20 protein-coding genes and 2 tRNA genes are annotated in these 19,437 nt (G+C 68.3%); 18 read left to right on the plus strand and 4 right to left on the minus strand.

The window, feature by feature from the left end:
* Positions 1–87 precede the first annotated feature (87 nt).
* From dnaA to ELQ40_RS00065, 13 genes are all read left to right on the plus strand, one after another.
* Entirely contained in the window at positions 88–1,512 is a 1,425-nt protein-coding gene (gene dnaA / locus ELQ40_RS00005) for a chromosomal replication initiator protein DnaA (RefSeq protein ID WP_370296801.1), read from the plus strand.
* 410 nt (positions 1,513–1,922) lie between these two features.
* The gene (dnaN, locus tag ELQ40_RS00010) at positions 1,923–3,071 is read left to right on the plus strand and encodes a DNA polymerase III subunit beta (protein WP_127795037.1); all 1,149 of its coding nucleotides are present in this window, start codon (positions 1,923–1,925) and stop codon (positions 3,069–3,071) included.
* A gap of 63 nt (positions 3,072–3,134) precedes the next feature.
* Complete coding sequence (gene recF / locus ELQ40_RS00015) at positions 3,135–4,340, plus strand: DNA replication/repair protein RecF (RefSeq protein WP_127791729.1); 1,206 nt, start codon at positions 3,135–3,137, stop codon at positions 4,338–4,340.
* Positions 4,333–4,821, plus strand: a complete 489-nt coding sequence (locus tag ELQ40_RS00020) for a DUF721 domain-containing protein (RefSeq protein ID WP_127791731.1) — start codon at positions 4,333–4,335, stop codon at positions 4,819–4,821. The genes recF and ELQ40_RS00020 overlap by 8 nt, the downstream gene beginning before the upstream one ends.
* A gap of 123 nt (positions 4,822–4,944) precedes the next feature.
* Complete coding sequence (gene gyrB / locus ELQ40_RS00025) at positions 4,945–6,966, plus strand: DNA topoisomerase (ATP-hydrolyzing) subunit B (RefSeq protein ID WP_127791733.1); 2,022 nt, start codon at positions 4,945–4,947, stop codon at positions 6,964–6,966.
* Between the two features lie 82 nt (positions 6,967–7,048).
* Positions 7,049–9,571 carry a DNA gyrase subunit A gene (gene gyrA, locus ELQ40_RS00030; RefSeq protein ID WP_370296803.1) on the plus strand — a complete coding sequence of 841 codons (2,523 nt, stop codon included), beginning with the start codon at positions 7,049–7,051 and terminating at the stop codon, positions 9,569–9,571.
* A gap of 8 nt (positions 9,572–9,579) precedes the next feature.
* A complete protein-coding gene (locus ELQ40_RS00035; RefSeq protein WP_127791736.1) occupies positions 9,580–9,984 on the plus strand; it encodes a DUF3566 domain-containing protein in 405 nt (134 codons plus the stop codon).
* A gap of 81 nt (positions 9,985–10,065) precedes the next feature.
* Positions 10,066–10,142 (plus strand) — tRNA-Ile (locus ELQ40_RS00040).
* Between the two features lie 54 nt (positions 10,143–10,196).
* Positions 10,197–10,269 (plus strand) — tRNA-Ala (locus ELQ40_RS00045).
* Between the two features lie 64 nt (positions 10,270–10,333).
* Positions 10,334–10,924, plus strand: a complete 591-nt coding sequence (locus ELQ40_RS00050) for a molybdopterin-dependent oxidoreductase (RefSeq protein ID WP_127791738.1) — start codon at positions 10,334–10,336, stop codon at positions 10,922–10,924.
* Positions 10,921–11,676 (plus strand): FAD-binding oxidoreductase, encoded by a 756-nt coding sequence (locus tag ELQ40_RS00055; protein ID WP_205649386.1) that lies wholly within the window; start codon positions 10,921–10,923, stop codon positions 11,674–11,676. Before ELQ40_RS00050 ends, ELQ40_RS00055 begins: the two co-directional genes overlap by 4 nt.
* Positions 11,676–11,945, plus strand: coding sequence for a DUF6510 family protein (locus ELQ40_RS00060; RefSeq protein WP_127791742.1), 270 nt, complete (start codon positions 11,676–11,678; stop codon positions 11,943–11,945). Before ELQ40_RS00055 ends, ELQ40_RS00060 begins: the two co-directional genes overlap by 1 nt.
* Positions 11,946–12,001: 56 nt before the next feature.
* Positions 12,002–12,448 carry an NUDIX hydrolase gene (locus tag ELQ40_RS00065; protein ID WP_164863419.1) on the plus strand — a complete coding sequence of 149 codons (447 nt, stop codon included), beginning with the start codon at positions 12,002–12,004 and terminating at the stop codon, positions 12,446–12,448.
* Between the two features lie 73 nt (positions 12,449–12,521).
* Here the strand turns inward: ELQ40_RS00065 and ELQ40_RS00070 are convergent, their stop codons facing one another.
* The gene (locus ELQ40_RS00070; RefSeq protein WP_127791744.1) at positions 12,522–12,767 is read right to left on the minus strand and encodes a hypothetical protein; all 246 of its coding nucleotides are present in this window, start codon (positions 12,765–12,767) and stop codon (positions 12,522–12,524) included.
* 610 nt (positions 12,768–13,377) lie between these two features.
* On the minus strand, positions 13,378–13,899 hold the full coding sequence (locus tag ELQ40_RS00075) for a hypothetical protein (protein ID WP_127791746.1): 522 nt from the start codon (positions 13,897–13,899) through the stop codon (positions 13,378–13,380).
* A 119-nt stretch (positions 13,900–14,018) separates the two neighbouring features.
* On the opposite strand from ELQ40_RS00075, the gene ELQ40_RS00080 reads away from it, so the two are divergent.
* Both ELQ40_RS00080 and ELQ40_RS00085 read left to right on the plus strand, forming a co-directional pair.
* The gene (locus ELQ40_RS00080; protein ID WP_127791748.1) at positions 14,019–14,564 is read left to right on the plus strand and encodes a peptidylprolyl isomerase; all 546 of its coding nucleotides are present in this window, start codon (positions 14,019–14,021) and stop codon (positions 14,562–14,564) included.
* Between the two features lie 149 nt (positions 14,565–14,713).
* Positions 14,714–15,427 carry a rhomboid family intramembrane serine protease gene (locus ELQ40_RS00085; RefSeq protein ID WP_240665867.1) on the plus strand — a complete coding sequence of 238 codons (714 nt, stop codon included), beginning with the start codon at positions 14,714–14,716 and terminating at the stop codon, positions 15,425–15,427.
* Between the two features lie 217 nt (positions 15,428–15,644).
* Here the strand turns inward: ELQ40_RS00085 and ELQ40_RS00090 are convergent, their stop codons facing one another.
* Positions 15,645–15,887 carry a cell division protein CrgA gene (locus ELQ40_RS00090; protein WP_127791752.1) on the minus strand — a complete coding sequence of 81 codons (243 nt, stop codon included), beginning with the start codon at positions 15,885–15,887 and terminating at the stop codon, positions 15,645–15,647.
* A gap of 72 nt (positions 15,888–15,959) precedes the next feature.
* Here ELQ40_RS00090 and ELQ40_RS00095 point away from each other — a divergent pair, with 72 nt between their 5' ends.
* From ELQ40_RS00095 to ELQ40_RS00100, 3 genes are read left to right on the plus strand one after another with little or no spacing between them, the layout of a single operon-like run.
* Complete coding sequence (locus ELQ40_RS00095) at positions 15,960–16,799, plus strand: class E sortase (protein ID WP_127791754.1); 840 nt, start codon at positions 15,960–15,962, stop codon at positions 16,797–16,799.
* Position 16,800: 1 nt separating this feature from the next.
* Positions 16,801–16,959, plus strand: a complete 159-nt coding sequence (locus ELQ40_RS18645) for a hypothetical protein (RefSeq protein WP_164863420.1) — start codon at positions 16,801–16,803, stop codon at positions 16,957–16,959.
* Positions 16,956–17,597 carry an aminodeoxychorismate/anthranilate synthase component II gene (locus tag ELQ40_RS00100; protein WP_127791756.1) on the plus strand — a complete coding sequence of 214 codons (642 nt, stop codon included), beginning with the start codon at positions 16,956–16,958 and terminating at the stop codon, positions 17,595–17,597. The genes ELQ40_RS18645 and ELQ40_RS00100 overlap by 4 nt, the downstream gene beginning before the upstream one ends.
* 40 nt (positions 17,598–17,637) lie before the next feature.
* Here ELQ40_RS00100 and pknB read toward each other — a convergent pair whose 3' ends face one another.
* The gene (gene pknB / locus ELQ40_RS00105; protein WP_127791758.1) at positions 17,638–19,395 is read right to left on the minus strand and encodes a Stk1 family PASTA domain-containing Ser/Thr kinase; all 1,758 of its coding nucleotides are present in this window, start codon (positions 19,393–19,395) and stop codon (positions 17,638–17,640) included.
* Positions 19,396–19,437: the final 42 nt, after the last annotated feature.

Here is a 19,437-nt window from a genome sequence, read left to right on the forward strand (position 1 = left end):
ATGCGGGGAACGATGACGGAACAGCCCATTTCCGAGACGTGGGCGACGGTCCTCTCAGAACTCTCCGCCGACGAGGCCATCACCCCGATGCTCCAGGGCTTCCTGAATCTCGTCGAGCCGAAGGGCATCGCCGCGGGCACCTTCTACCTGGAGGTGCCGAACGACTTCACCGCGAGCATGTTGAACCAGCGCATGCGGGTGCCGCTCCTGAAGGCCATGGGCAGGATCGAGGCACCGACTCCGGTCAGTTCCTTCTACGTGGTCGTGAACCCCGAGCTCGAGGAGCTTCGATCGTTGGATGCCCCCGGCGCGGCCGCGATGGCCGGCCCGGGCGGGATCGGCGGTCCGGGCCCGGCGCTCGCTGCGCAGGTGGGCACGGGCATGCCGGGATACCCCGACGACCTGGCCGAGGCATCCGATTTCTCACCGGTTCCGCATGTCGCGTTCGAGCAGACCGGCGGCGACCGCCCCCGCGATTCCCGGTTGAACCCGAAGTACTCGTTCGACAGCTTCGTGATCGGTCAGTCCAACCGGTTCGCGCACGCCGCCGCGGTCGCGGTCGCCGAGGCGCCGGCGAAGGCGTACAACCCGCTGTTCATCTACGGCGACTCCGGCCTGGGCAAGACCCACCTCCTGCACGCGATCGGGCACTACGCGATGAGCCTGTACCCGGGCATCCGGGTGCGGTACGTGTCGAGCGAGGAGTTCACGAACGACTTCATCAACTCGATCGCGAACAACCGCGGCTCGCTGTTCCAGCAGCGCTACCGCAATATCGACATCCTGTTGATCGACGACATCCAGTTCCTGCAGGGGAAGGCGGAGACGCAGGAGGCGTTCTTCCACACCTTCAACACCCTGCACGATCACAACAAGCAGGTCGTGATCACCAGCGATGTGCCGCCGAAGCACCTCACCGGCTTCGAGGATCGGATGCGCAGTCGCTTCGAGTGGGGACTGATCACCGACGTGCAGGCGCCCGACCTCGAGACGCGTATCGCCATCCTCCGCAAGAAGGCGCAGTCCGAACGTCTCCAGGTGCCCGACGAGATCCTCGAGTACATGGCTTCGAAGGTGTCGAGCAACATCCGCGAGCTCGAGGGCACGCTGATCCGCGTCACGGCGTTCGCGAGCCTGAACCGGACGTCGGTCGACATGCCGCTGGTGCAGACGGTCCTGAAGGACCTCATCACGGATGACACCGACAACGTCGTCGCGCCGGTCGACATCATCACGGCGACGGCCGACTACTTCAAGCTGACGGTCGACGACCTGTACGGGTCGAGCCGGTCGCAGGCCGTCGCGACGGCGCGGCAGATCGCGATGTACCTGTGCCGTGAGCTGACGAGCCTGTCGCTGCCGAAGATCGGCCAGCTGTTCGGCAACCGCGACCACACGACCGTGATGTACGCCAACAAGAAGATCTCGGAGCTCATGAAGGAGCGGCGCTCGATCTACAACCAGGTCACCGAGCTGACCGCCCGCATCAAGCAGACGTCCCGCGTCCGCTGATCGGATGCCTCGTGCGGCACGCTGTGCGCCCGCCTGCGGCCCCCGGCGGCACGTTCCCCACAGTTGGGGAAAACCTGTGGATTGTTAACGAGCAACCGCGACAGGGCTGGGGAGACGGCGGACGTCGCTGTGGACTGCCCGGTCGCGCCCAGGTCGGCCGAGCCGCCGCCTCGAGGTGGATTCCACACGCCGTGCACAGATCCGACGAGCCCCGATCGGCACCAGGTCGCGGATCACCTGACACCATCCACAGTTTGCACAACGGTTAACACCGTTAAGAGAAATGGTTAAGGAAATGGGCGATCGGCAACCTCGTCGACGCCGGCTCCGATCTGCGCGGATCACCCGGGCTCCGAACCGGGGCAGCCGCTAGCATGGGTTCGATTCAGCACTTCCACGACGGGAGAACCGTGAAGTTCCAGGTCAACCGCGACGTCTTCAGTGAGGCCGTCTCCTTCGCCGTCAAGCTGCTGCCCCAGCGCACCACGCTGCCGATCCTCTCGGGGGTGCTCATCCAGGCGAGCGACGACGGCCTCGTGCTCTCCTCGTTCGACTACGAGGTCTCGAGCCAGACCGAGATCCAGGCCGACGTCGAGGAGCCGGGCACCGTGCTGGTCTCCGGTCGTCTCCTCGCGGAGATCGCCGGCCGGCTGCCGAACGCCCCGGTGCGGGTCGCGACCGAGGAATCGCGGATCTCGGTCACCTGCGGCTCGGCGAGCTTCACGCTGCTGTCCATGCCGGTCGAGGAATATCCGTCGATCCCAGAGATCGGCGAGCAGACCGGCGTGGTCCCGGCCGACGAATTCTCGGCCGCCGTCGCCCAGGTCGCGGTCGCCGCGTCCCGCGACGACGTGACCCCGGTCATCACCGGCGTGCAGCTCGAGGTCCGGGAGAACAGCCTGAGCCTGGTCGCGACCGACCGCTACCGCGTCGCGATCCGCGAGATCGACTGGGATGGCGGAACCGTGGCATCCGACGACGTGCACACGGCACTGGTTCCGGCACGCACCCTCCAGGAGGTCGGCAAGACGCTCGGCCACTCCGGCACGATCGCCGTTGCGATCACGAGCCGCGACGACCGCGAGCTCATCGCGTTCAGCGCCGACAAGAAGACGGTCACGAGCCTCCTGATCAAGGGCAACTTCCCGCCGGTGCGGCGGTTGTTCCCCGAGACGGTCGACAACTACGCCGTCATGAACACCGCCGAGCTCATCGAGGCCACGCGCCGTGTCGCACTCGTGCTCGAGCGCGAGGCCGCACTGCGGTACAGCTTCACGGCCGACGGCCTCACACTCGAGGCCATCGGCAGCGAACAGGCCCAGGCCTCCGAGTCGATCGACGCGATCCTGACGGGCGACGACACGGTCGTGTCGCTCAAGCCGCAGTTCCTGCTCGACGGGCTCTCCGCCGTGCCGAGCGAGTTCGTGCGCATCTCGTTCACGAAGACCGAGAACCCGAACAAGCCCGGTCCGGTGCTGATCACGAGCCAGACCTCGCGCGAGCAGGCCGGCAACGACAGCTACCGGTACCTGCTCCAGCCGAACCTCCTGCTCCGGTAGCCGGGCCGCCCGTCGGCGGCCGCGAGTAGCGTTGATCGGGTCGTCGAACGGAAGGGAGCCAGCGTGCACGTCGAGCGGCTCTCGCTCACCGACTACCGCAACTACGCGCGGGCCGAGATCGAGCTCGAGCCGGGCGCGACGGTCTTCGTCGGCCGCAACGGCCAGGGCAAGACGAACCTCGTGGAGTCGATCGGCTACCTCGCGACCCTCGGCTCGCACCGGGTGTCGGGCGATCAGGCGCTGGTCCGGGCGGGCGCCGATGCGGCGATCGTCCGGGCGATGCTCGCCCACGGCGACCGCAGGGTGCTCGCAGAGCTGCAGATCAATCGCCAGGGCTCGAACAAGGCCCAGCTCAACCGATCGCCGGCGAAGCCGCGCGACCTGCCCAGGTACGTCCACTCGGTGCTGTTCGCGCCCGAGGATCTGGCGATCGTGCGAGGCGAACCGTCGGTGCGCCGACGGCTGCTCGACGAGCTCCTCGTGCAGCGCACCCCGCGCCTCGCGGGCGTGATGGCCGACTACGACCGGGTGCTCCGGCAGCGCAACACCCTCCTGAAGAGCGCCAGGGCGAGGGGCCTGCGCGCCGACGCGCTGCCGACGCTCGACATCTGGGACGAGCGCCTGGTCGAACTCGGCTCGGAGCTCATCGACCAGCGCCTCGCACTCGTGGCCGAGCTCGCCGACCCGCTCCGCGCCGCCTACCGCTCGATCGTCGATGCCGACCACGGCCCGGGCATCCGCCCGGTCCTTTCGATCGACGGTGCGGACCCGGACGGCGAGCGGGACGGCACGGATGCCGCCGCAGACGCCGATCGCGACGGCGAGGCATCCGCCGGCCAGGAGGCCCCCGTGTCGGATGCCTCCACGGCCGACCGATTCCGCGTCGCGCTCCGCGCGCAGCGCGGGAAGGAGCTCGAGCGCGGGCTGACGCTCTCGGGACCGCACCGTGACGACGTGCTGCTCCTGCTCAACGGGTTGCCCGCGAAGGGGTATGCGAGTCACGGGGAGTCGTGGTCGTTCGCGCTCGCGCTGCGTCTGGCATCCGCCGAACTGCTGCGTCGCGATTCCGCGACAGGCGACCCCGTGCTCATCCTCGACGACGTGTTCGCCGAACTCGACCGGCTGCGCCGGGAGCGGCTCGCCGCGGCGATCGGCGGATTCGAGCAGGTGCTCGTGACCGCCGCGGTGCTCGAGGACGTGCCCGAGCCGTTGACGGCGCGCATCGTGCAGATCGCCGCCGGAAGCATCCTGGAGGCGGCGGATGCCTGAGCAGCCGGTATCGGAGGCGGCCCGCGTCTACCGCCACTTCCGCGAGATCTTCGGCGACGACCGGCCGCGGCCCCGCTCGTCGCGCCGTCAGGCGCCGCGCGCCGGGAGCGAGCCGTTCACGCCCGGCCGCGATCCGAAGCCGCTCGGCGATGCCATCGACCTCATGTCGGGCGAGCTCGGCTGGTCGGGTCCGCTCTCGCAGCACGACCTGCTCGCGTCGTGGGCGGAAGTGGTCGGCGAGGACACCGCCCGACACTCCGAGCCGATCGCGATCGAGGGCGGCGTGCTCCAGGTCAGGTGCGAGTCGACGGCGTGGGCGACCCAGCTGCGGATGATGCGCGCCGACCTCGTGAGCCGGATCCTCGAACGGTACCCCGGCGCCGGTGTCGACACGATCCGCTTCCAAGGCCCGGACGCCCCCACCTGGAAATGGGGCCCCAGATCGGTTCCAGGCCGCGGTCCGCGCGATACCTACGGCTGAGAAGGCGAAAACGGTCGATACGGCCGTGAAATCGCCCCAGACGGCCCGTCGAGGGCTGCTGCGGAGCCGCGGTTTGATAGGATCGAACGTCGCCAGAACGACGGTTTGGAGCCCGATTCACCCATGACAGCGGAACCGACGAAGGCCCAGCCCGCGCCCGAATACGGGGCGGACGCGATCCAGGTACTCGAGGGCCTCGAAGCGGTCCGCAAGCGGCCGGGCATGTACATCGGCTCGACCGGGCCGCGCGGACTCCACCACCTCGTCTACGAGATCGTCGACAACTCCGTCGACGAGGCGCTCGCAGGCTACGCGACCGACATCGACGTCACGATCCTCGCCGACGGCGCGGTCCGGGTGATCGACAACGGCCGGGGCATCCCCGTCGACATCCACAAGACCGAGGGGCGTTCGACCGTCGAGGTCGTGCTCACCGTCCTGCACGCCGGCGGCAAGTTCGGCGGCGGCGGGTACGCGGTCTCGGGTGGCCTCCACGGCGTCGGTTCGTCGGTCGTGAACGCGCTGTCGACGCGCCTCGAAGTCGAAGTCAAGCGGCAGGGACACGTCTGGCGCCAGCAGTACCGGGTCGGCGTGCCCGACGCACCGCTCTCGCAGGACGAATCGATTCCCGAGTCCGAGACTGGCACGACCATCACCTTCTGGCCGAGCCCCGACATCTTCGAGACCGTCGAGTTCGACTACGAGACCCTGCGCACCCGGTTCCAGCAGTACGCGTTCCTCAACAAGGGCCTGCGCATCACCCTCACCGACCTGCGTCACGCGGGCGATCCGGCGGATCCCGCCGACGTCGAGAACCTGACGGATGCCGCGACCGAGGGTCCGCGCGCGGACACCTTCCACTACGAGCGCGGACTCGTCGACTACGTCGAGTACCTGAACCGTTCGAAGAAGGCCGACCTCGTCAACGACGAGATCATCTCGTTCGAGTCCGAGGACACGGAGCGGCGCATCTCGCTCGAGATCGCGATGCAGTGGACCACGGCGTACACCGAGTCCGTGCACACCTACGCGAACACCATCAACACGCACGAGGGCGGCACGCACGAAGAGGGCTTCCGCGCCGCGTTGACGACCCTCGTCAACCGGTACGCGCGTGAGAAGGGCATCCTCAAGGAGAAGGACGACAACCTCTCCGGCGACGACGTGCGCGAGGGCCTGACCGCGGTCATCTCGGTGAAGCTCGGCGAGCCGCAGTTCGAGGGCCAGACGAAGACGAAGCTCGGCAACACCGAGGCGAAGTCGTTCGTCCAGCGGGTCACCGGCGACCAGTTGGGCGACTGGTTCGACCGCAACCCCGTCCAGGCGCGCGAGATCATCCGCAAGGCGATCCAGGCGGCCACCGCGCGACTCGCCGCCCGCAAGGCGCGCGAGGCCACCCGCCGCAAGGGCCTGCTCGAGGGCGGCGGCATGCCGGGCAAGCTCAAGGACTGCTCGAGCAAGGACGCGTCGATCTCCGAGATCTTCATCGTCGAGGGCGACTCGGCCGGCGGCTCCGCCGTGCAGGGCCGCAATCCCGACACCCAGGCGATCCTGCCGCTGCGCGGCAAGATCCTGAACGTCGAGAAGGCTCGACTCGACCGGGCGCTCGGCAATGCCGAGATCCAGGCGATGATCACGGCGTTCGGCACCGGCATCGGCGAGGACTTCAACCCCGAGAAGGCCAGGTACCACAAGATCGTGCTCATGGCCGACGCCGACGTCGACGGCCAGCACATCACGACGCTGCTGCTCACGCTGCTCTTCCGCTACATGCGACCGCTCATCGAGATGGGCTACGTGTACCTCGCGCAGCCGCCGCTCTACCGCATCAAGTGGACGAATGCCGAGCACGAGTACGTCTTCTCCGATCGCGAGCGCGACGCACTGGTCACCGCGGGCACCGCGGCCGGCAAGCGCATCCCGAAGGAGAACGGGATCCAGCGCTACAAGGGCCTCGGCGAGATGAACCACCAGGAACTCTGGGACACGACGATGAACCCCGAGACCCGCACCCTGCTGCAGGTCACGGTCGACGACGCCGCAGCGGCCGACGAGATCTTCTCGACGCTGATGGGCGACGACGTCGAGAGCCGACGGAACTTCATCCAGAAGAACGCGAAGGACGTGCGTTTCCTTGACATCTGACGTGATCGAGCCCGGCGCCGCCGGCGAGACCGACGGCCCCGGCATCCACGGGAAGATCGACCAGGTCGACCTGCAGCTCGAGATGCAGCGGTCGTACCTCGACTACGCGATGAGCGTCATCATCGGGCGCGCGCTGCCCGACGTGCGCGACGGCCTGAAGCCCGTGCACCGCCGCGTGATCTACACGATGTACGACGGCGGGTATCGACCCGACCGTGCGTTCTCGAAGTGCACGCGCATCATCGGCGACGTCATGGGCCAGTTCCACCCGCACGGCGACTCGTCCGTCTACGACGCGCTCGTGCGACTCGTGCAGCCGTGGTCCATGCGGTACCCGCTCGCACTCGGGCAGGGCAACTTCGGCTCGCCCGGCAACGACGGTGCGGCCGCGCACCGGTACACCGAGACCAAGATGGCGCCCCTCGCGATCGAGATGGTGCGCGACATCGAGGAAGACACCGTCGACTTCCAGGACAACTACGACGGCCGCACGCAGGAGCCGGTGGTGCTCCCGGCGCGGTTCCCGAACCTGCTCGTCAACGGTTCGGTCGGCATCGCCGTCGGCATGGCGACGAACATCCCCCCGCACAACCTCCGCGAGGTCGCCGCGGGTGCGCTCTGGGCGCTCGAGCACCCGGAGGCGTCGCGCGAGGAACTCCAGGAGGCGCTGATCCAGCGCATCAAGGGGCCCGACTTCCCGACGGGTGCCCAGATCCTGGGCCAGAAGGGCATCATCGACGCGTACCGCACGGGTCGCGGCTCGATCACGATGCGCGCGATCGTCAACGTCGAGGAGATCCAGGGCCGTACGTCCCTCGTGGTCACGGAACTGCCGTACCAGGTGAATCCCGACAACCTCGCGATCAAGATCGCCGACCTCGCGAAGGACGGCAAGATCTCGGGCATCGCCGACATCCGCGACGAGTCGTCGGGCCGCACCGGACAGCGCCTGGTCATCGTGCTCAAGCGCGACGCCGTCGCCAAGGTCGTGCTCAACAACCTCTACAAGCACACCTCGCTGCAGGAGAACTTCGGCGCGAACATGCTCGCGATCGTCGACGGCGTGCCCCGCACCCTGTCTATCGACGGGTTCATCTCGCACTGGGTCGACCACCAGGTCGAGGTCATCGTGCGCCGCACGGAGTACCGCCTCCGCGAGGCCGAGGCCCGCGCGCACATCCTGCGCGGCTACCTGAAGGCGCTCGACGCGCTCGACGAGGTCATCGCGCTCATCCGCCGATCGCCGACCGTCGAGGAGGCGCGCAACGGCCTGATCGACCTGCTCGACATCGACGAGATCCAGGCCAGGGCGATCCTCGAGCTCCAGCTGCGCCGGCTCGCGGCCCTCGAACGCCAGAAGATCATGGACGAGGCTGCGGAGATCGAGCGGCAGATCGCCGACTTCCGCGAGATCCTCGCGACCCCGTCGCGTCAGCGCTCCATCATCTCGGACGAGCTCCGCGAGATCGCCGACAAGTACGGCGACGAGCGTCGCACGCACATCATCCCCGGGTTCGACGGCGACATGTCGATCGAAGACCTCATCCCCGAGGAGGAGATGGTCGTCACGGTGACCCGCGGCGGCTACGTGAAGCGCACCCGCAGCGACAACTACCGTTCGCAGCATCGCGGCGGTCGCGGCGTGAAGGGCGCTGCGCTGCGCGCCGACGACGTCGTCGAGCACTTCTTCGTGACGACCACGCATCACTGGCTCCTGTTCTTCACCAACCAGGGCCGGGTGTACCGCGCGAAGACCTACGAACTGCAGGAGGGCGGCCGCGACGCGAAGGGCCAGCACGTCGCCAACCTGCTCGAACTGCAGCCCGACGAGCAGATCGCCGAGATCCTCGACATCCGCGACTACGAGGTGGCGAAGTACCTCGTGCTCGCAACCCGCGAGGGCCTGGTCAAGAAGACCGACCTGACCGCGTACGACACGAACCGGTCCCGCGGCGTCATCGCGATCAACCTCCGCGAGGGCGACGAGCTCGTCTCCGCGATGCTCGCCGACGACTCCGACGAGATCCTGCTCGTCTCCCGCAAGGGCATGTCGCTGCGCTTCGAGGCGACCGACGATGCACTGCGCCCGATGGGCCGCGCGACGTCGGGCGTGAAGGGCATGAGCTTCCGCGGCGACGACTCGTTGCTCGAGGCATCCGTCGTCGCCTCGTCGGACGACGACGACGTCACCGAGGTCGAAGAGGTCACGGGGCAGAAGCCGAGCGCGACCGACACGTACGTGTTCGTCGTCACCGAGGGCGGATACGCGAAGCGCACCAGGATCGAGGAGTACCGCAAGCAGCAGCGCGGTGGACTGGGCATCAAGGTCGCCAAACTGAACGAGGAACGCGGCGACCTCGCCGGCGCGCTGATCACCTCCCGGACCGACGAGGTCCTTGTGGTTCTTGCCAGTGGCAAGGTGGTACGCTCTGACGTCGCCGAGGTGCCCGCCAAGGGTCGTGACACGATGGGCGTGGTCTTCGCGAAGTTCGCGCAAGACGACCGCATCATCGCCATCGCGAAGAACAGCGAACGCAACCTCGACGATGACGAGACCGGCGATGGCACTGAGCCCGAAACGGCTGCCGTCGCGGAAGAGGAGTGATCGAATCCATGAGTAGCGTCGCCGACAAGTTGGCCCGCAAGTCCAACCGTCGTCCGCCGGCGAAGCAGGTACGTCTGCGCTTGGTCTACATCGACTTCTGGTCGAGCGTGAAGCTGTCGTTCCTCGTCGCCATCTGCCTCGCGATCGTGAACATCGTGGTGTCGTTCCTCGTGTGGACGGTGCTGAACTCGACGGGCATCTTCTCGCTGGTGAACAACCTGGTGCAGGATGTCGCGGGCTCGGGCACCGACCTGACGACGGTCCTGTCGCTCGGCAACGTCATGGGCTTCGCGGTGGTCGGTTCGCTGATCAACCTCGTGGTCACGACCGTGCTCGGGGCGGTGCTCGCGGTGCTGTACAACCTCAGCGTGCGCATCACCGGCGGCCTGCTCGTCGGCTTCACGAACAACTGATCCGGCCCGGCCGTGAGGGTCGCCCACCTCGATTCGGACTTTCGTCCAGCGTCAGGTAGGCTGTCCTCCGGCCGAAAATCCGGGGATATAGCTCAGGCGGTTAGAGCGCTTCGCTGATAACGAAGAGGTCCGAGGTTCAAGTCCTCGTATCCCCACCAGTGCCCGAGAGGGACGCACAACTCCACAACTCCGGATGCCTCGGCATCCGACCCGGGGCCTTAGCTCAGTTGGTAGAGCGCCTGCTTTGCAAGCAGGATGTCAGGAGTTCGAATCTCCTAGGCTCCACTCCTTCGGACCTCGTGACATCCGCGCCTCCGCTCACTAGCGTTGGAGCGTCGGAGGGAGCGTCATGTCGTTCATCACTCGGGGGTTCTCCGGTCGCGGACGCGACCACGATCCGAATCTTCCGCCCGGGCAGACCCTCGTCGAGGATTGGCCGGTGCTGTCGGCAGGACCGACACCGGACGTCGCCACCGAGGACTGGTCGTTCGAGGTACGGACCGAACAGGGTACGACCCGCTGGAACTGGGACGAGATGCATGCCCTGGGCGTCGAGGACATCACGGTCGACATCCACTGCGTGACGCACTGGTCGAGGCTCGGCATGGACTGGCGCGGCGTCTCGCTCGACACGATCTTCGAGCACGTCGAGACCTCGCACGACTTCGTCATGGCGCACAGCTACGGCGGGTACACGACGAACGTCCCGCTCGACGACCTGCTCGACGGCAAGGCGTGGGTCGCGTTCGAGGCCGACGGCGAACCGCTCGACCCCGAGCACGGGGGACCGGCCCGGTTGCTCGTGCCGCACCTCTACTTCTGGAAGAGCGCGAAGTGGGTGCGCGGACTCGTGACCATGCCCGACGACGACCCCGGGTTCTGGGAGCAGAACGGCTATCACCTGCACGGCGATCCGTGGCTCGAGGAGCGCTATTGGTGACCCGGACGCCCGCACCCCGGGCATCCTGGCACGTCGCGACGGTGATCGACACCCGCGAGGAGACGCCGAGTTCGCGCCGAATCACCTTCGACGTGCCGACCTGGCCGGGCAACGACGCGGGGTCGCACGTCGACATCAGGCTCACCGCACCCGACGGATACCAGGCGACCCGCTCGTACTCCCTGGCCTCGTCGGGCGAGGGCACCCGGGTCGTGCTCGCGGTCGCCGAGGTGCCGGGCGGCGAGGTGTCGCCGTTCCTCGTCCAGGATCTCCGTGTCGGCGATCAGGCGGAACTGCACGGCCCGCTCGGTGCGTTCTTCGTCTGGCGGCCGTCCGTCGAGCCGGGCCGCCCGGTGCAGCTCATCGGCGGCGGATCGGGAGTGGTGCCGCTGATCGCGATGGCGCAGGCCCACGCGACCGCAGCGGATGCCACGCCCTTCCGCCTCCTCTATTCGGTGCGCACCCCCGACGACGTCTTCTTCGCCGGAGAGCTCCGCGACCTTGCCGCGGCCGATGCGGCGACCCCGATGGAGGTCGACTACGTGTTCACCCGGCGCGCACCCGACCACGCGCAGCGCCCCGTCGGACGGGTCACTCCCGAGCTGCTCGCCGAACTCGTCTGGCCGCCCGACGTCGAGCCTCGCATATTCGTCTGCGGGCCCACCGCCTACGTCGAGGCGGTCGCGCACGCGCTGGTCGCCGCCGGTCACCGACCCGCTTCGATCCGTACCGAACGATTCGGAGGCACGTGATGCAGCACCTCGACGGCAACGCGCTCGCCGGCGACCTCGCCGAGGTGTTCGACGGCGACCTCACCGCACTGGCCGGTTCGTGCGCGCACTGCGGCACCCGCTCGTGCCTCGCCACGCTGATCGTCTACCGCACCGCGATGGGGTCGGTCGGTCGGTGCCCGGCCTGCGGCGACGTGCTCCTCGTGCTCGCGGCACACGCCGGGGCGACCCGTGTCGATCTCAGCGGGATCCACGGGCTCGAGACATCCGACCGGGGAACCGACGGGTGACGGAGGCCGACTGAGGCCCGAGCGAAGCACGGACTCGCGTTAAGTACAGTGGCGTGATGGACATCCGCATCGCCGCGTACGGCGTCATCATCGACGGCGACGACCGAATCCTGCTCTCGCATTGGAACGAGCACGGCCGATCGGGCTGGTCTCTTCCCGGCGGGGGCATCGAGGGCGGCGAGCACCCGGTGGAGGGGGCGAAGCGCGAGATCCGCGAGGAGACGGGGTACGAGGCATCCATCGACCGGCTGCTCGGAATCGACACGATGGTCGTGCCGGCGGCCCGGCGGCATCGCGGAGCGGCTCCGCTCTACGCGATGCGGGTGGTCTATCGGGCGACCGTCACGGGCGGCGAGTTGCGCAACGAGGTCGGCGGTTCGAGCGACGAGGCGAGGTGGTTCGCACTGGACGAGGTGGCGAACCTGAAGCGGGTCGGCTTGGTCGACATTGCTTTGCGCCTGAACTCGGCGGAGCCCGCCGACGGCGTGCCTCCCGCTCGCTGACGCCGAACGCGGAACAGCCCCGTCCGGACCGGACGGGGCTGTTCGTGCGGATTCCCTTCGGCGAACATGATCGTCAGAAGGATTGGCGGGTCGCCGTGGCGATGCCGTTGTAGGTGGCATCGCGCAGTGCGGATCCGGCGATCGCGTTGCGGCGCGCGTGCTGGACGGCTTCGTGCGTCAGGTGCGCGTCGTTGCGACGGCCCCAGGCGACGAGGGCGACGCCGGCGCGGATCGCGATGCGCTCGTGGACGAGGCGTGCTCGTCGGCGGACGCCGATGGTGCTCCCGGGGGAGCGGACTGCGGTGAGCGTGGTGTTCACGGTGGTTCCTTCATCTTCGATGGAGCGGTCCGGCAACGCGGATGCGGGGCCGGGTGAGGTGGGGTTCAGGAGTACGACGAACCGTTCGGGGCGCGATCGACGGGCGTCGTGGGCGACGGTCGAGCATCCCGCTCGGGTCGTCGCTCGGACTCGTCGCCGCATCGGCGGGGATGGCGCATCCGGCCGACGAATGGTCGTGCGAACGGTGCGGTCGACCGATCAGCGATCAGTCGGCGTCGTGGAACGACGCTCTGGCGTGTGCAGCACGAACGGGCTGCGATCACGTGGGCGTGAGACCTCGGTTCGGCGCGAGCGATGCTCGCTGGCCGTGTCGGCTCAGCAGGCGGCGCTGCGGAGGAGGAGGCCGGTGCGGGGTTCGATGAAACGCATCATTGGTCTTCAACTCCTCTCAGATCAGCGCGATCGCCGATTGGCGAACGAGTAGAGACAGTAGCGAATGAACGGATGCCTCCGCAAGCATCCATGCGAAGGAATTCGGAATCGGAGCGGAATTCAGGGACAGCACTGAGACGAGCGCCCGAGGTGGACGGCCTCCGCCCGGCACGCCGAAGGGCCCCGCCGTTCGGCGAGGCCCTTCGAGCGAGTTGCGTCAGAGCGCGGGGGAGTCCGATGCCGGCAGCGGCTCGTCGTCCGCGACCCACAGTTCGTCGTCGGCGCGGAACGTCTGCCAGACGGCGTATGCGACACCGGCCGCAGCGACGACCGCGGCGCCGATCGCGAGGCACGTCCCGACGCCGGGACCGCTCTTCTTCTCGATCTGCGCGACCGCGCGCGGCGAGATCCGCCCGACGGCCCGCCGGACGCGAACGTCGTTGGCGATGTCGCCGATCGAGAGGATCGAGCCCAGCACGTTGCCGAGCCCCTGCTCGGCGGCGTCGCCGGCGTTCCGCGCATAGCCCTTGGCCTGCTCGAATCCCGGGCGCACGTACGTCTCGTACCCGGTACGCACGCGGGGAACGACCTCTTCACGCGTGAGGTGGCCGAGTTGTCGGCTCGCCTCCCGCGCGACGCTGTTGGCGTGGTCGAGCACCACCTGCTGGTTCCCCCACAGATCCTCCGCACTCGCGCGCAACCGCTTGAGTTCCTTCTTGCGCTTGCGTGACAGGCTCATACCGACCTCCATCGTTGTGCAGCGAGTCCTCCCATCTTGCCACCGAACCTGCTGGAAACGGGATGGGAGTCCGGATGCGGCGTGGTGGTTGACGAACAGGCCCGTGAGAGAATAAGGGAATGCCGATTCCCACCGCAGTCGCGACGCTCCACACCAACCACGGCCCCATCGAGGTCGAGCTCTACGGCAACCACGCCCCGAAGACCGTCAGGAACTTCGTCGGCCTCGCCACGGGCGAGATCGAGTGGACCCACCCCGCCACCGGCGCGAAGACGACCGACCCGCTCTACGACGGGGTCATCTTCCACCGCATCATCCCGGGCTTCATGATCCAGGGCGGCGACCCGCTCGGACAGGGCGTCGGGGGCCCCGGCTACCAGTTCGACGACGAGATCAACCCCGAGCTCGACTTCACCGAGCCCTATGTGCTCGCGATGGCGAACGCCGGCCCCGACCGCGTCACCGGCGGCGGCACCAACGGCTCGCAGTTCTTCATCACGGTCGGCCCGACGACGTGGCTGCAGGGCAAGCACACCATCTTCGGCAAGGTCACGGATGCCTCGAGCCAGGCGGTCGTCGACCGCCTCGCGGCCGTTCCGACCGACGGCCGTGACAAGCCGCTCGACGACATCGTCATCGAGCGCGTCACCGTCGAGTCCCGCTGACCGGCGTGGGTGACGCCGCCGGCGACCGAAACGGGGTCTGCTACCGCCACCCGGATCGTCCGAGCTACGTGCTGTGCCAACGATGCGGCCGGACGATCTGCGGTGAGTGCCAGACCCAGGCGCCGGTCGGCGTCATCTGCCCGGAGTGCATGAGGGAGCAGCGGGCGAACGCTCCCAAGACCAAGCCGGCGGTGCTCACCCGCATGCGGTCGGCGACCGGGCGCGGCGCGCCCGTCGTCACGTACTCGCTCATCGGGGTCACGATCGCGGTGTTCCTGCTGCAACTGATCCCTGGCCTGGCCGTGACGGAGCGCCTGCTCTACGCGGGCGTCTACTCGCTGCCGTTCAACTTCGAGCCGTGGCGCATGATCACGTCGATGTTCGTGCACTCGACGGGCCTGATCTTCCATGTCCTGCTCAACATGTACACGCTGTGGATCTTCGGGCAACTGCTCGAGGGCCTGCTCGGACGCTGGCGGTTCCTCGCGCTGTACCTGATCGCCGGTCTCGGCGGTTCGGTCGCGGTGCTCTGGCTCAGCGATCCGCGCACGGGCGTGGTCGGGGCATCCGGTGCCATTTTCGGCCTGATGGGCGCGTTCCTCGTGATCCAGCGGCGGCTCGGGGGCGACACCACGCAGCTTCTCGTGCTCCTCGGCATCAACCTCGTGATCGGCTTCGTGCCCGGATGGAACATCGCCTGGCAGGCGCACCTCGGCGGCCTCGTCGTCGGTGCGCTCATCGGGCTCATCTTCGTCGAGACCCGGAAGCGCAACCAGCAGGGATTGCAGGTCGGCCTGCTCATCGGCCTGACGGTCGTACTGCTCATCCTGAGCCTGCGGTTCTTCGTGTTCCCGCTGGTGTGAGCGGAGCCCGCCTGCATCGGCTGCTCGGACCGCGAGTTATCCACAAGCTATCCACAGTCTGGGGAGAATCACACGAGTGTGATTCCGAACTTCCCCGGAATTCCGCGGAAGTCGGCCTCCACAGCCTGTGCATGGCTGGGGATAGAACTGTGAAAAAGGGCGGATGCCGAAGCATCCGCCCTGCAGGCGATCGACGCGTTCGCGTCGGTTCGTGAGATCAGGAACGCCAGCGCGTCGTCATCAGGAACCCGATGAACGCGATGCCGAAGCCGATGAGGATGTTCCACGATCCGAGGTCGGGGATCGGGAACGCACCACCCGAGACGTAGAAGACGATGATCCAGGCGAGTCCGATCAGCATGAATCCGAACATGACCGGCTTGAACCAGACGGGGTTCGGGGCTTCTTCGCCGGGAGCGACCTCCGCGCGCGCGGGCTTCGGGGACTTGGTTCGTGCCATGAGGGGCATTCTAGCCGAGCGTGCGCCGGACTCCCAGCCGAGGGAGGTCGCCGCGCAGATAGAATCGCCCGTATGTCCGAGCCGCACCCCGAGTCCCGCCGTGCGCGCCGCACCGCGGGGTCGGCCGCGGATCCCGTCGCCGACCGGGCCCCGGCCCGCAGCCCGGGCCTGACCGTCGTCGGGGTGTTCGGCGAACTGCTCCTCACCGCCGGCGTGCTGATCCTGCTCTTCCTCGGCTGGCAGCTCTGGTGGAACGACGCGATCATGGCCGGCCAGCAGTCGGAGGCCGCGACCGAGTCCTTCCAGACGTTCGCCGACCAGGACCGGGCCGCACGCGATCCGGGAGCGGAGACCCCCCCGCCGGTCGACCCGGGCGAACCCGTCGTCGACACGACGGCGTACGCCGACGGCGAGACCTTCGCCGTGATGTACGTCCCGCGGTTCGACACCCCGGAGACGTTCGACTCGGTGCGCAACATCGCGGTGGGAACCGGCCTGAACGTGCTCAACAGCTACTCGCAGGGCGTCGGCCACTACCCGGGAACGGCGATGCCCGGCGCCGTCGGGAACTTCGCGATCGCGGCGCACCGCAGCGCCTACGGCGGCGGGATGCACGAGATCGAGCAGTTGCAGCTCGGCGATGCGATCTACATCCAGACGAAGGACGGCTGGTACACCTACCGGTTCCGCGACTTCGAGTACGTCACCCCCGACACCGTCGACGTGCTCGCGCCGGTACCGCACCACCCCGAACTGACGCCGACGGACCGCATCATCACGCTGACCAGCTGCAACCCGCTGTACTCGACGGCGGAGCGCATCATCGCGTACGGCGTGCTCGAGTCGTGGCAGCCTGGCGCCGCCACTCCGCCGGCCGAGATCGCCGCCGCCGTCGCGAGCTGGGAGAGCTGACATGTACGGTGCCCTCTGGCGGATCCTGCCCGGCCCCTGGTGGGTGCGGCTCCTGCTCCTGCTCGTCCTGATCGCCGCGGTGGTCTACGCCTTGTTCACCTGGGTCTTCCCCTGGGTCGACCTCATCCTCAATCCGATCGACGTCACGGTGGAGCAATGACCAGGATCCTCGTCATCGACAACTACGACAGCTTCGTCTACACGCTGAACGGCTACCTCCAGGAGCTCGGGGCGGACACCGACGTGGTCCGCAACGACGCGTTCGACGCCTCCGAGGTGGCGGCCCGCGCGGCGGCGTACGACGGGGTGCTCGTCTCACCCGGGCCGGGGAAGCCGTCCGACGCCGGGGTCTCGATCCCGGCCGTGGAGGCGGCACTCGCGAGCGGGCAGCCGCTGCTCGGGGTGTGCCTCGGCCACCAGGCGATCGCCGAGGCGTTCGGCGCGGTGGTGACGAACGCCGAGGAGCTGATGCACGGCAAGACCTCGCAGATCGAGCATGACGCCAGCTCCTTCTACGAGGGCGTCCCGCAGCCGTTCACGGCGACCCGGTACCACTCGCTCGCCGTCGTCGACGGGACGGTTCCCGACGAACTCGTCGTCACCAGCCGCACCGCAGGCGGCGTGATCATGGGCCTGCGGCACGTGGACGCCCCGATCTTCGGCGTGCAGTTCCACCCCGAGTCCGTGCTCACGCAGGGCGGCTACCGGATGCTCGGGAACTGGCTCGCCGAAGTCGGACTGCCGGGCGTGCGCGAGCGCGCGGCGACCCTCAGCCCGTTGGTGCGCGCAACGGCCTGAGCCGTTCGAGCGGCGTACGTCGCCACGACTTGCGCCGGGGTCAGCCGTTCGCGTTCGGGGCGCCGGTCGGCGCCGGCGCACCCGATGCCGCTCCCGCGCAGTACGTGAGCTCGACGGTCGACCGCTGGGGCACCTCGCCCGGAGCCGGCGACTGTCGAGTGACGGGTGAGCCGTCCGCGGCCGGGCAGGAGGGATCGGGCTTCGGTGCCGGTGTGAGTTGGAGCTCATCGGTGCCGAGGTAGTCCGAAGCCGCGGCCAAGGTCTGCCCGGTGAGATCGGGCAGTGTGACGTTGCCGCTCGAGACCGTCAGGTTCACCGTCGAACCCGTCTCGACCGTCGAGCCCTCGGCCGGGTCGGTGCGGATGACCGTGTTCCCCGGGATCGTGGCAGAGGACTCCCGGGTCTCGGCACCCGGCGTGAGCCCGGCATCCGTCAGCGCCTGCTTCGCCTGGTCGAGACTCATGTTCACGACCGAGGGGATCGCCACCGGCACCTTCCCGGTCGACACGAACACGGTGATCGGCGTCGCCGTGGGCACCTTCTCGCCGGCCGGCGGGTCGGTGCCGATCACCTGCCCGGCCGGGATCGTGTCGTCCGAGCGGTCGACACGCGTGGCCGGGAGGGTCAATTGCTGCAGTTGGTCGACGGCTTCCTCATACGAGGCGCCGGTGAGCGTCGGGACCTCTCGGACGTTCGACGGCAGTTCGTCGCTCGGCTGGAGGTTGAACGCCCAGTACATGACGGCGATGACGATGACGAGCACCGCGACGATGCCGGACCAGATCCAGATCGCCGGTGGCCGCCGCTGCGTGCGCGACATCGAGTCGTCCTCGCTGAGTTGGCGAAGGGCGAGCTCCGTCGTGGACAACGGCACCGCGCCGGTCTGGTTGGAGCCGAACAGCGCCTCCGCGCCTCGGGCCTGCTGATGGACCGGGACGCGGCCGGCCGCCGCCGTCTCGACGTCCGCGCGGAACTCCGCGGCGGTCTGGTACCGCTGCGTGCGGTCCTTCGCGAGGGCGCGCAGCACTACGACGTCGAGCGCCGGCGAGACCCGCGGGTTGATCGAACTGGGCTTGGCGGGTCGCTCGCTGACGTGCTGGTAGGCGACCGCGACCGGGGTGTCACCGCGGAACGGCGGGCGGCCCGTCAGCATCTCGAAGAGCACGACGCCGGTCGAGTACAGGTCGGTGCGGGCATCGACCGTCTCGCCCTTCGCCTGCTCGGGCGAGAAGTACGCGGCCGTGCCGAGGATCGCCGTGGTCTGCGCGACGGTGGTCGCCGAGTCCGACACCGCACGCGCGATGCCGAAGTCCATGACCTTGACCTGCCCGGTGGTCGTGATCATGATGTTGCCCGGTTTGATATCGCGGTGCACGACGCCGGCGCGGTGCGAGTACTCGAGTGCGGTGAGCACGCCGTCGATGACGCGGACGGCCGCCTGCGCTTCGAGCGGACCATCGCTGATGACATCCTTGAGCAGCCGGCCCTCGACGAACTCCATGATGATGAACGGCAGCTGGACCTCGTGGCCGGATGCGTCGACCACGGTCTCCTCGCCCGCGTCGAACACGCGGACGATCGTCGGGTGCGCCATCCTCGCCGCCGACTGCGCCTCCTGCCGGAAGCGCATCCGGAATGCCGGGTCGGTCGCGAGTTGCGGCTTCAGGAGCTTGATCGCGACCTGGCGACCGAGGCGGGTGTCCGTCCCGACGTGCACGTCGGACATGCCGCCGCGCCCGATGAGGGCGCCGACGCGGTACCGACCCGCGAGCACACGTCCATCATCAGTCACGGTCATCTGCTCCTGTCGTGGGGTCCTTCGGGTGGGTCGGTCGGGTGG

The organism is Agromyces sp. LHK192 (genome assembly GCF_004006235.1).
GTDB lineage: Bacteria > Actinomycetota > Actinomycetes > Actinomycetales > Microbacteriaceae > Agromyces.

Excerpts from the sequence above, each read along its gene's own strand:
- dnaA (WP_370296801.1), top strand. The coding sequence starts at position 88 with ATGCTCCAGGGCTTCCTGAATCTCGTCGAGCCGAAGGGCATCGCCGCG.
- ELQ40_RS00020 (WP_127791731.1), top strand. The coding sequence starts at position 4,333 with ATGCCTGAGCAGCCGGTATCGGAGGCGGCCCGCGTCTACCGCCACTTC.
- gyrB (WP_127791733.1), top strand. The coding sequence starts at position 4,945 with ATGACAGCGGAACCGACGAAGGCCCAGCCCGCGCCCGAATACGGGGCG.
- gyrA (WP_370296803.1), top strand. The coding sequence starts at position 7,049 with ATGCAGCGGTCGTACCTCGACTACGCGATGAGCGTCATCATCGGGCGC.
- ELQ40_RS00035 (WP_127791736.1), top strand. The coding sequence starts at position 9,580 with ATGAGTAGCGTCGCCGACAAGTTGGCCCGCAAGTCCAACCGTCGTCCG.
- ELQ40_RS00050 (WP_127791738.1), top strand. The coding sequence starts at position 10,334 with ATGTCGTTCATCACTCGGGGGTTCTCCGGTCGCGGACGCGACCACGAT.
- ELQ40_RS00060 (WP_127791742.1), top strand. The coding sequence starts at position 11,676 with ATGCAGCACCTCGACGGCAACGCGCTCGCCGGCGACCTCGCCGAGGTG.
- ELQ40_RS00065 (WP_164863419.1), top strand. The coding sequence starts at position 12,002 with ATGGACATCCGCATCGCCGCGTACGGCGTCATCATCGACGGCGACGAC.
- ELQ40_RS00075 (WP_127791746.1), bottom strand. The coding sequence starts at position 13,899 with ATGAGCCTGTCACGCAAGCGCAAGAAGGAACTCAAGCGGTTGCGCGCG.
- ELQ40_RS00080 (WP_127791748.1), top strand. The coding sequence starts at position 14,019 with ATGCCGATTCCCACCGCAGTCGCGACGCTCCACACCAACCACGGCCCC.
- ELQ40_RS00085 (WP_240665867.1), top strand. The coding sequence starts at position 14,714 with ATGAGGGAGCAGCGGGCGAACGCTCCCAAGACCAAGCCGGCGGTGCTC.
- ELQ40_RS00090 (WP_127791752.1), bottom strand. The coding sequence starts at position 15,887 with ATGGCACGAACCAAGTCCCCGAAGCCCGCGCGCGCGGAGGTCGCTCCC.
- ELQ40_RS00095 (WP_127791754.1), top strand. The coding sequence starts at position 15,960 with ATGTCCGAGCCGCACCCCGAGTCCCGCCGTGCGCGCCGCACCGCGGGG.
- ELQ40_RS18645 (WP_164863420.1), top strand. The coding sequence starts at position 16,801 with ATGTACGGTGCCCTCTGGCGGATCCTGCCCGGCCCCTGGTGGGTGCGG.
- ELQ40_RS00100 (WP_127791756.1), top strand. The coding sequence starts at position 16,956 with ATGACCAGGATCCTCGTCATCGACAACTACGACAGCTTCGTCTACACG.
- pknB (WP_127791758.1), bottom strand. The coding sequence starts at position 19,395 with ATGACCGTGACTGATGATGGACGTGTGCTCGCGGGTCGGTACCGCGTC.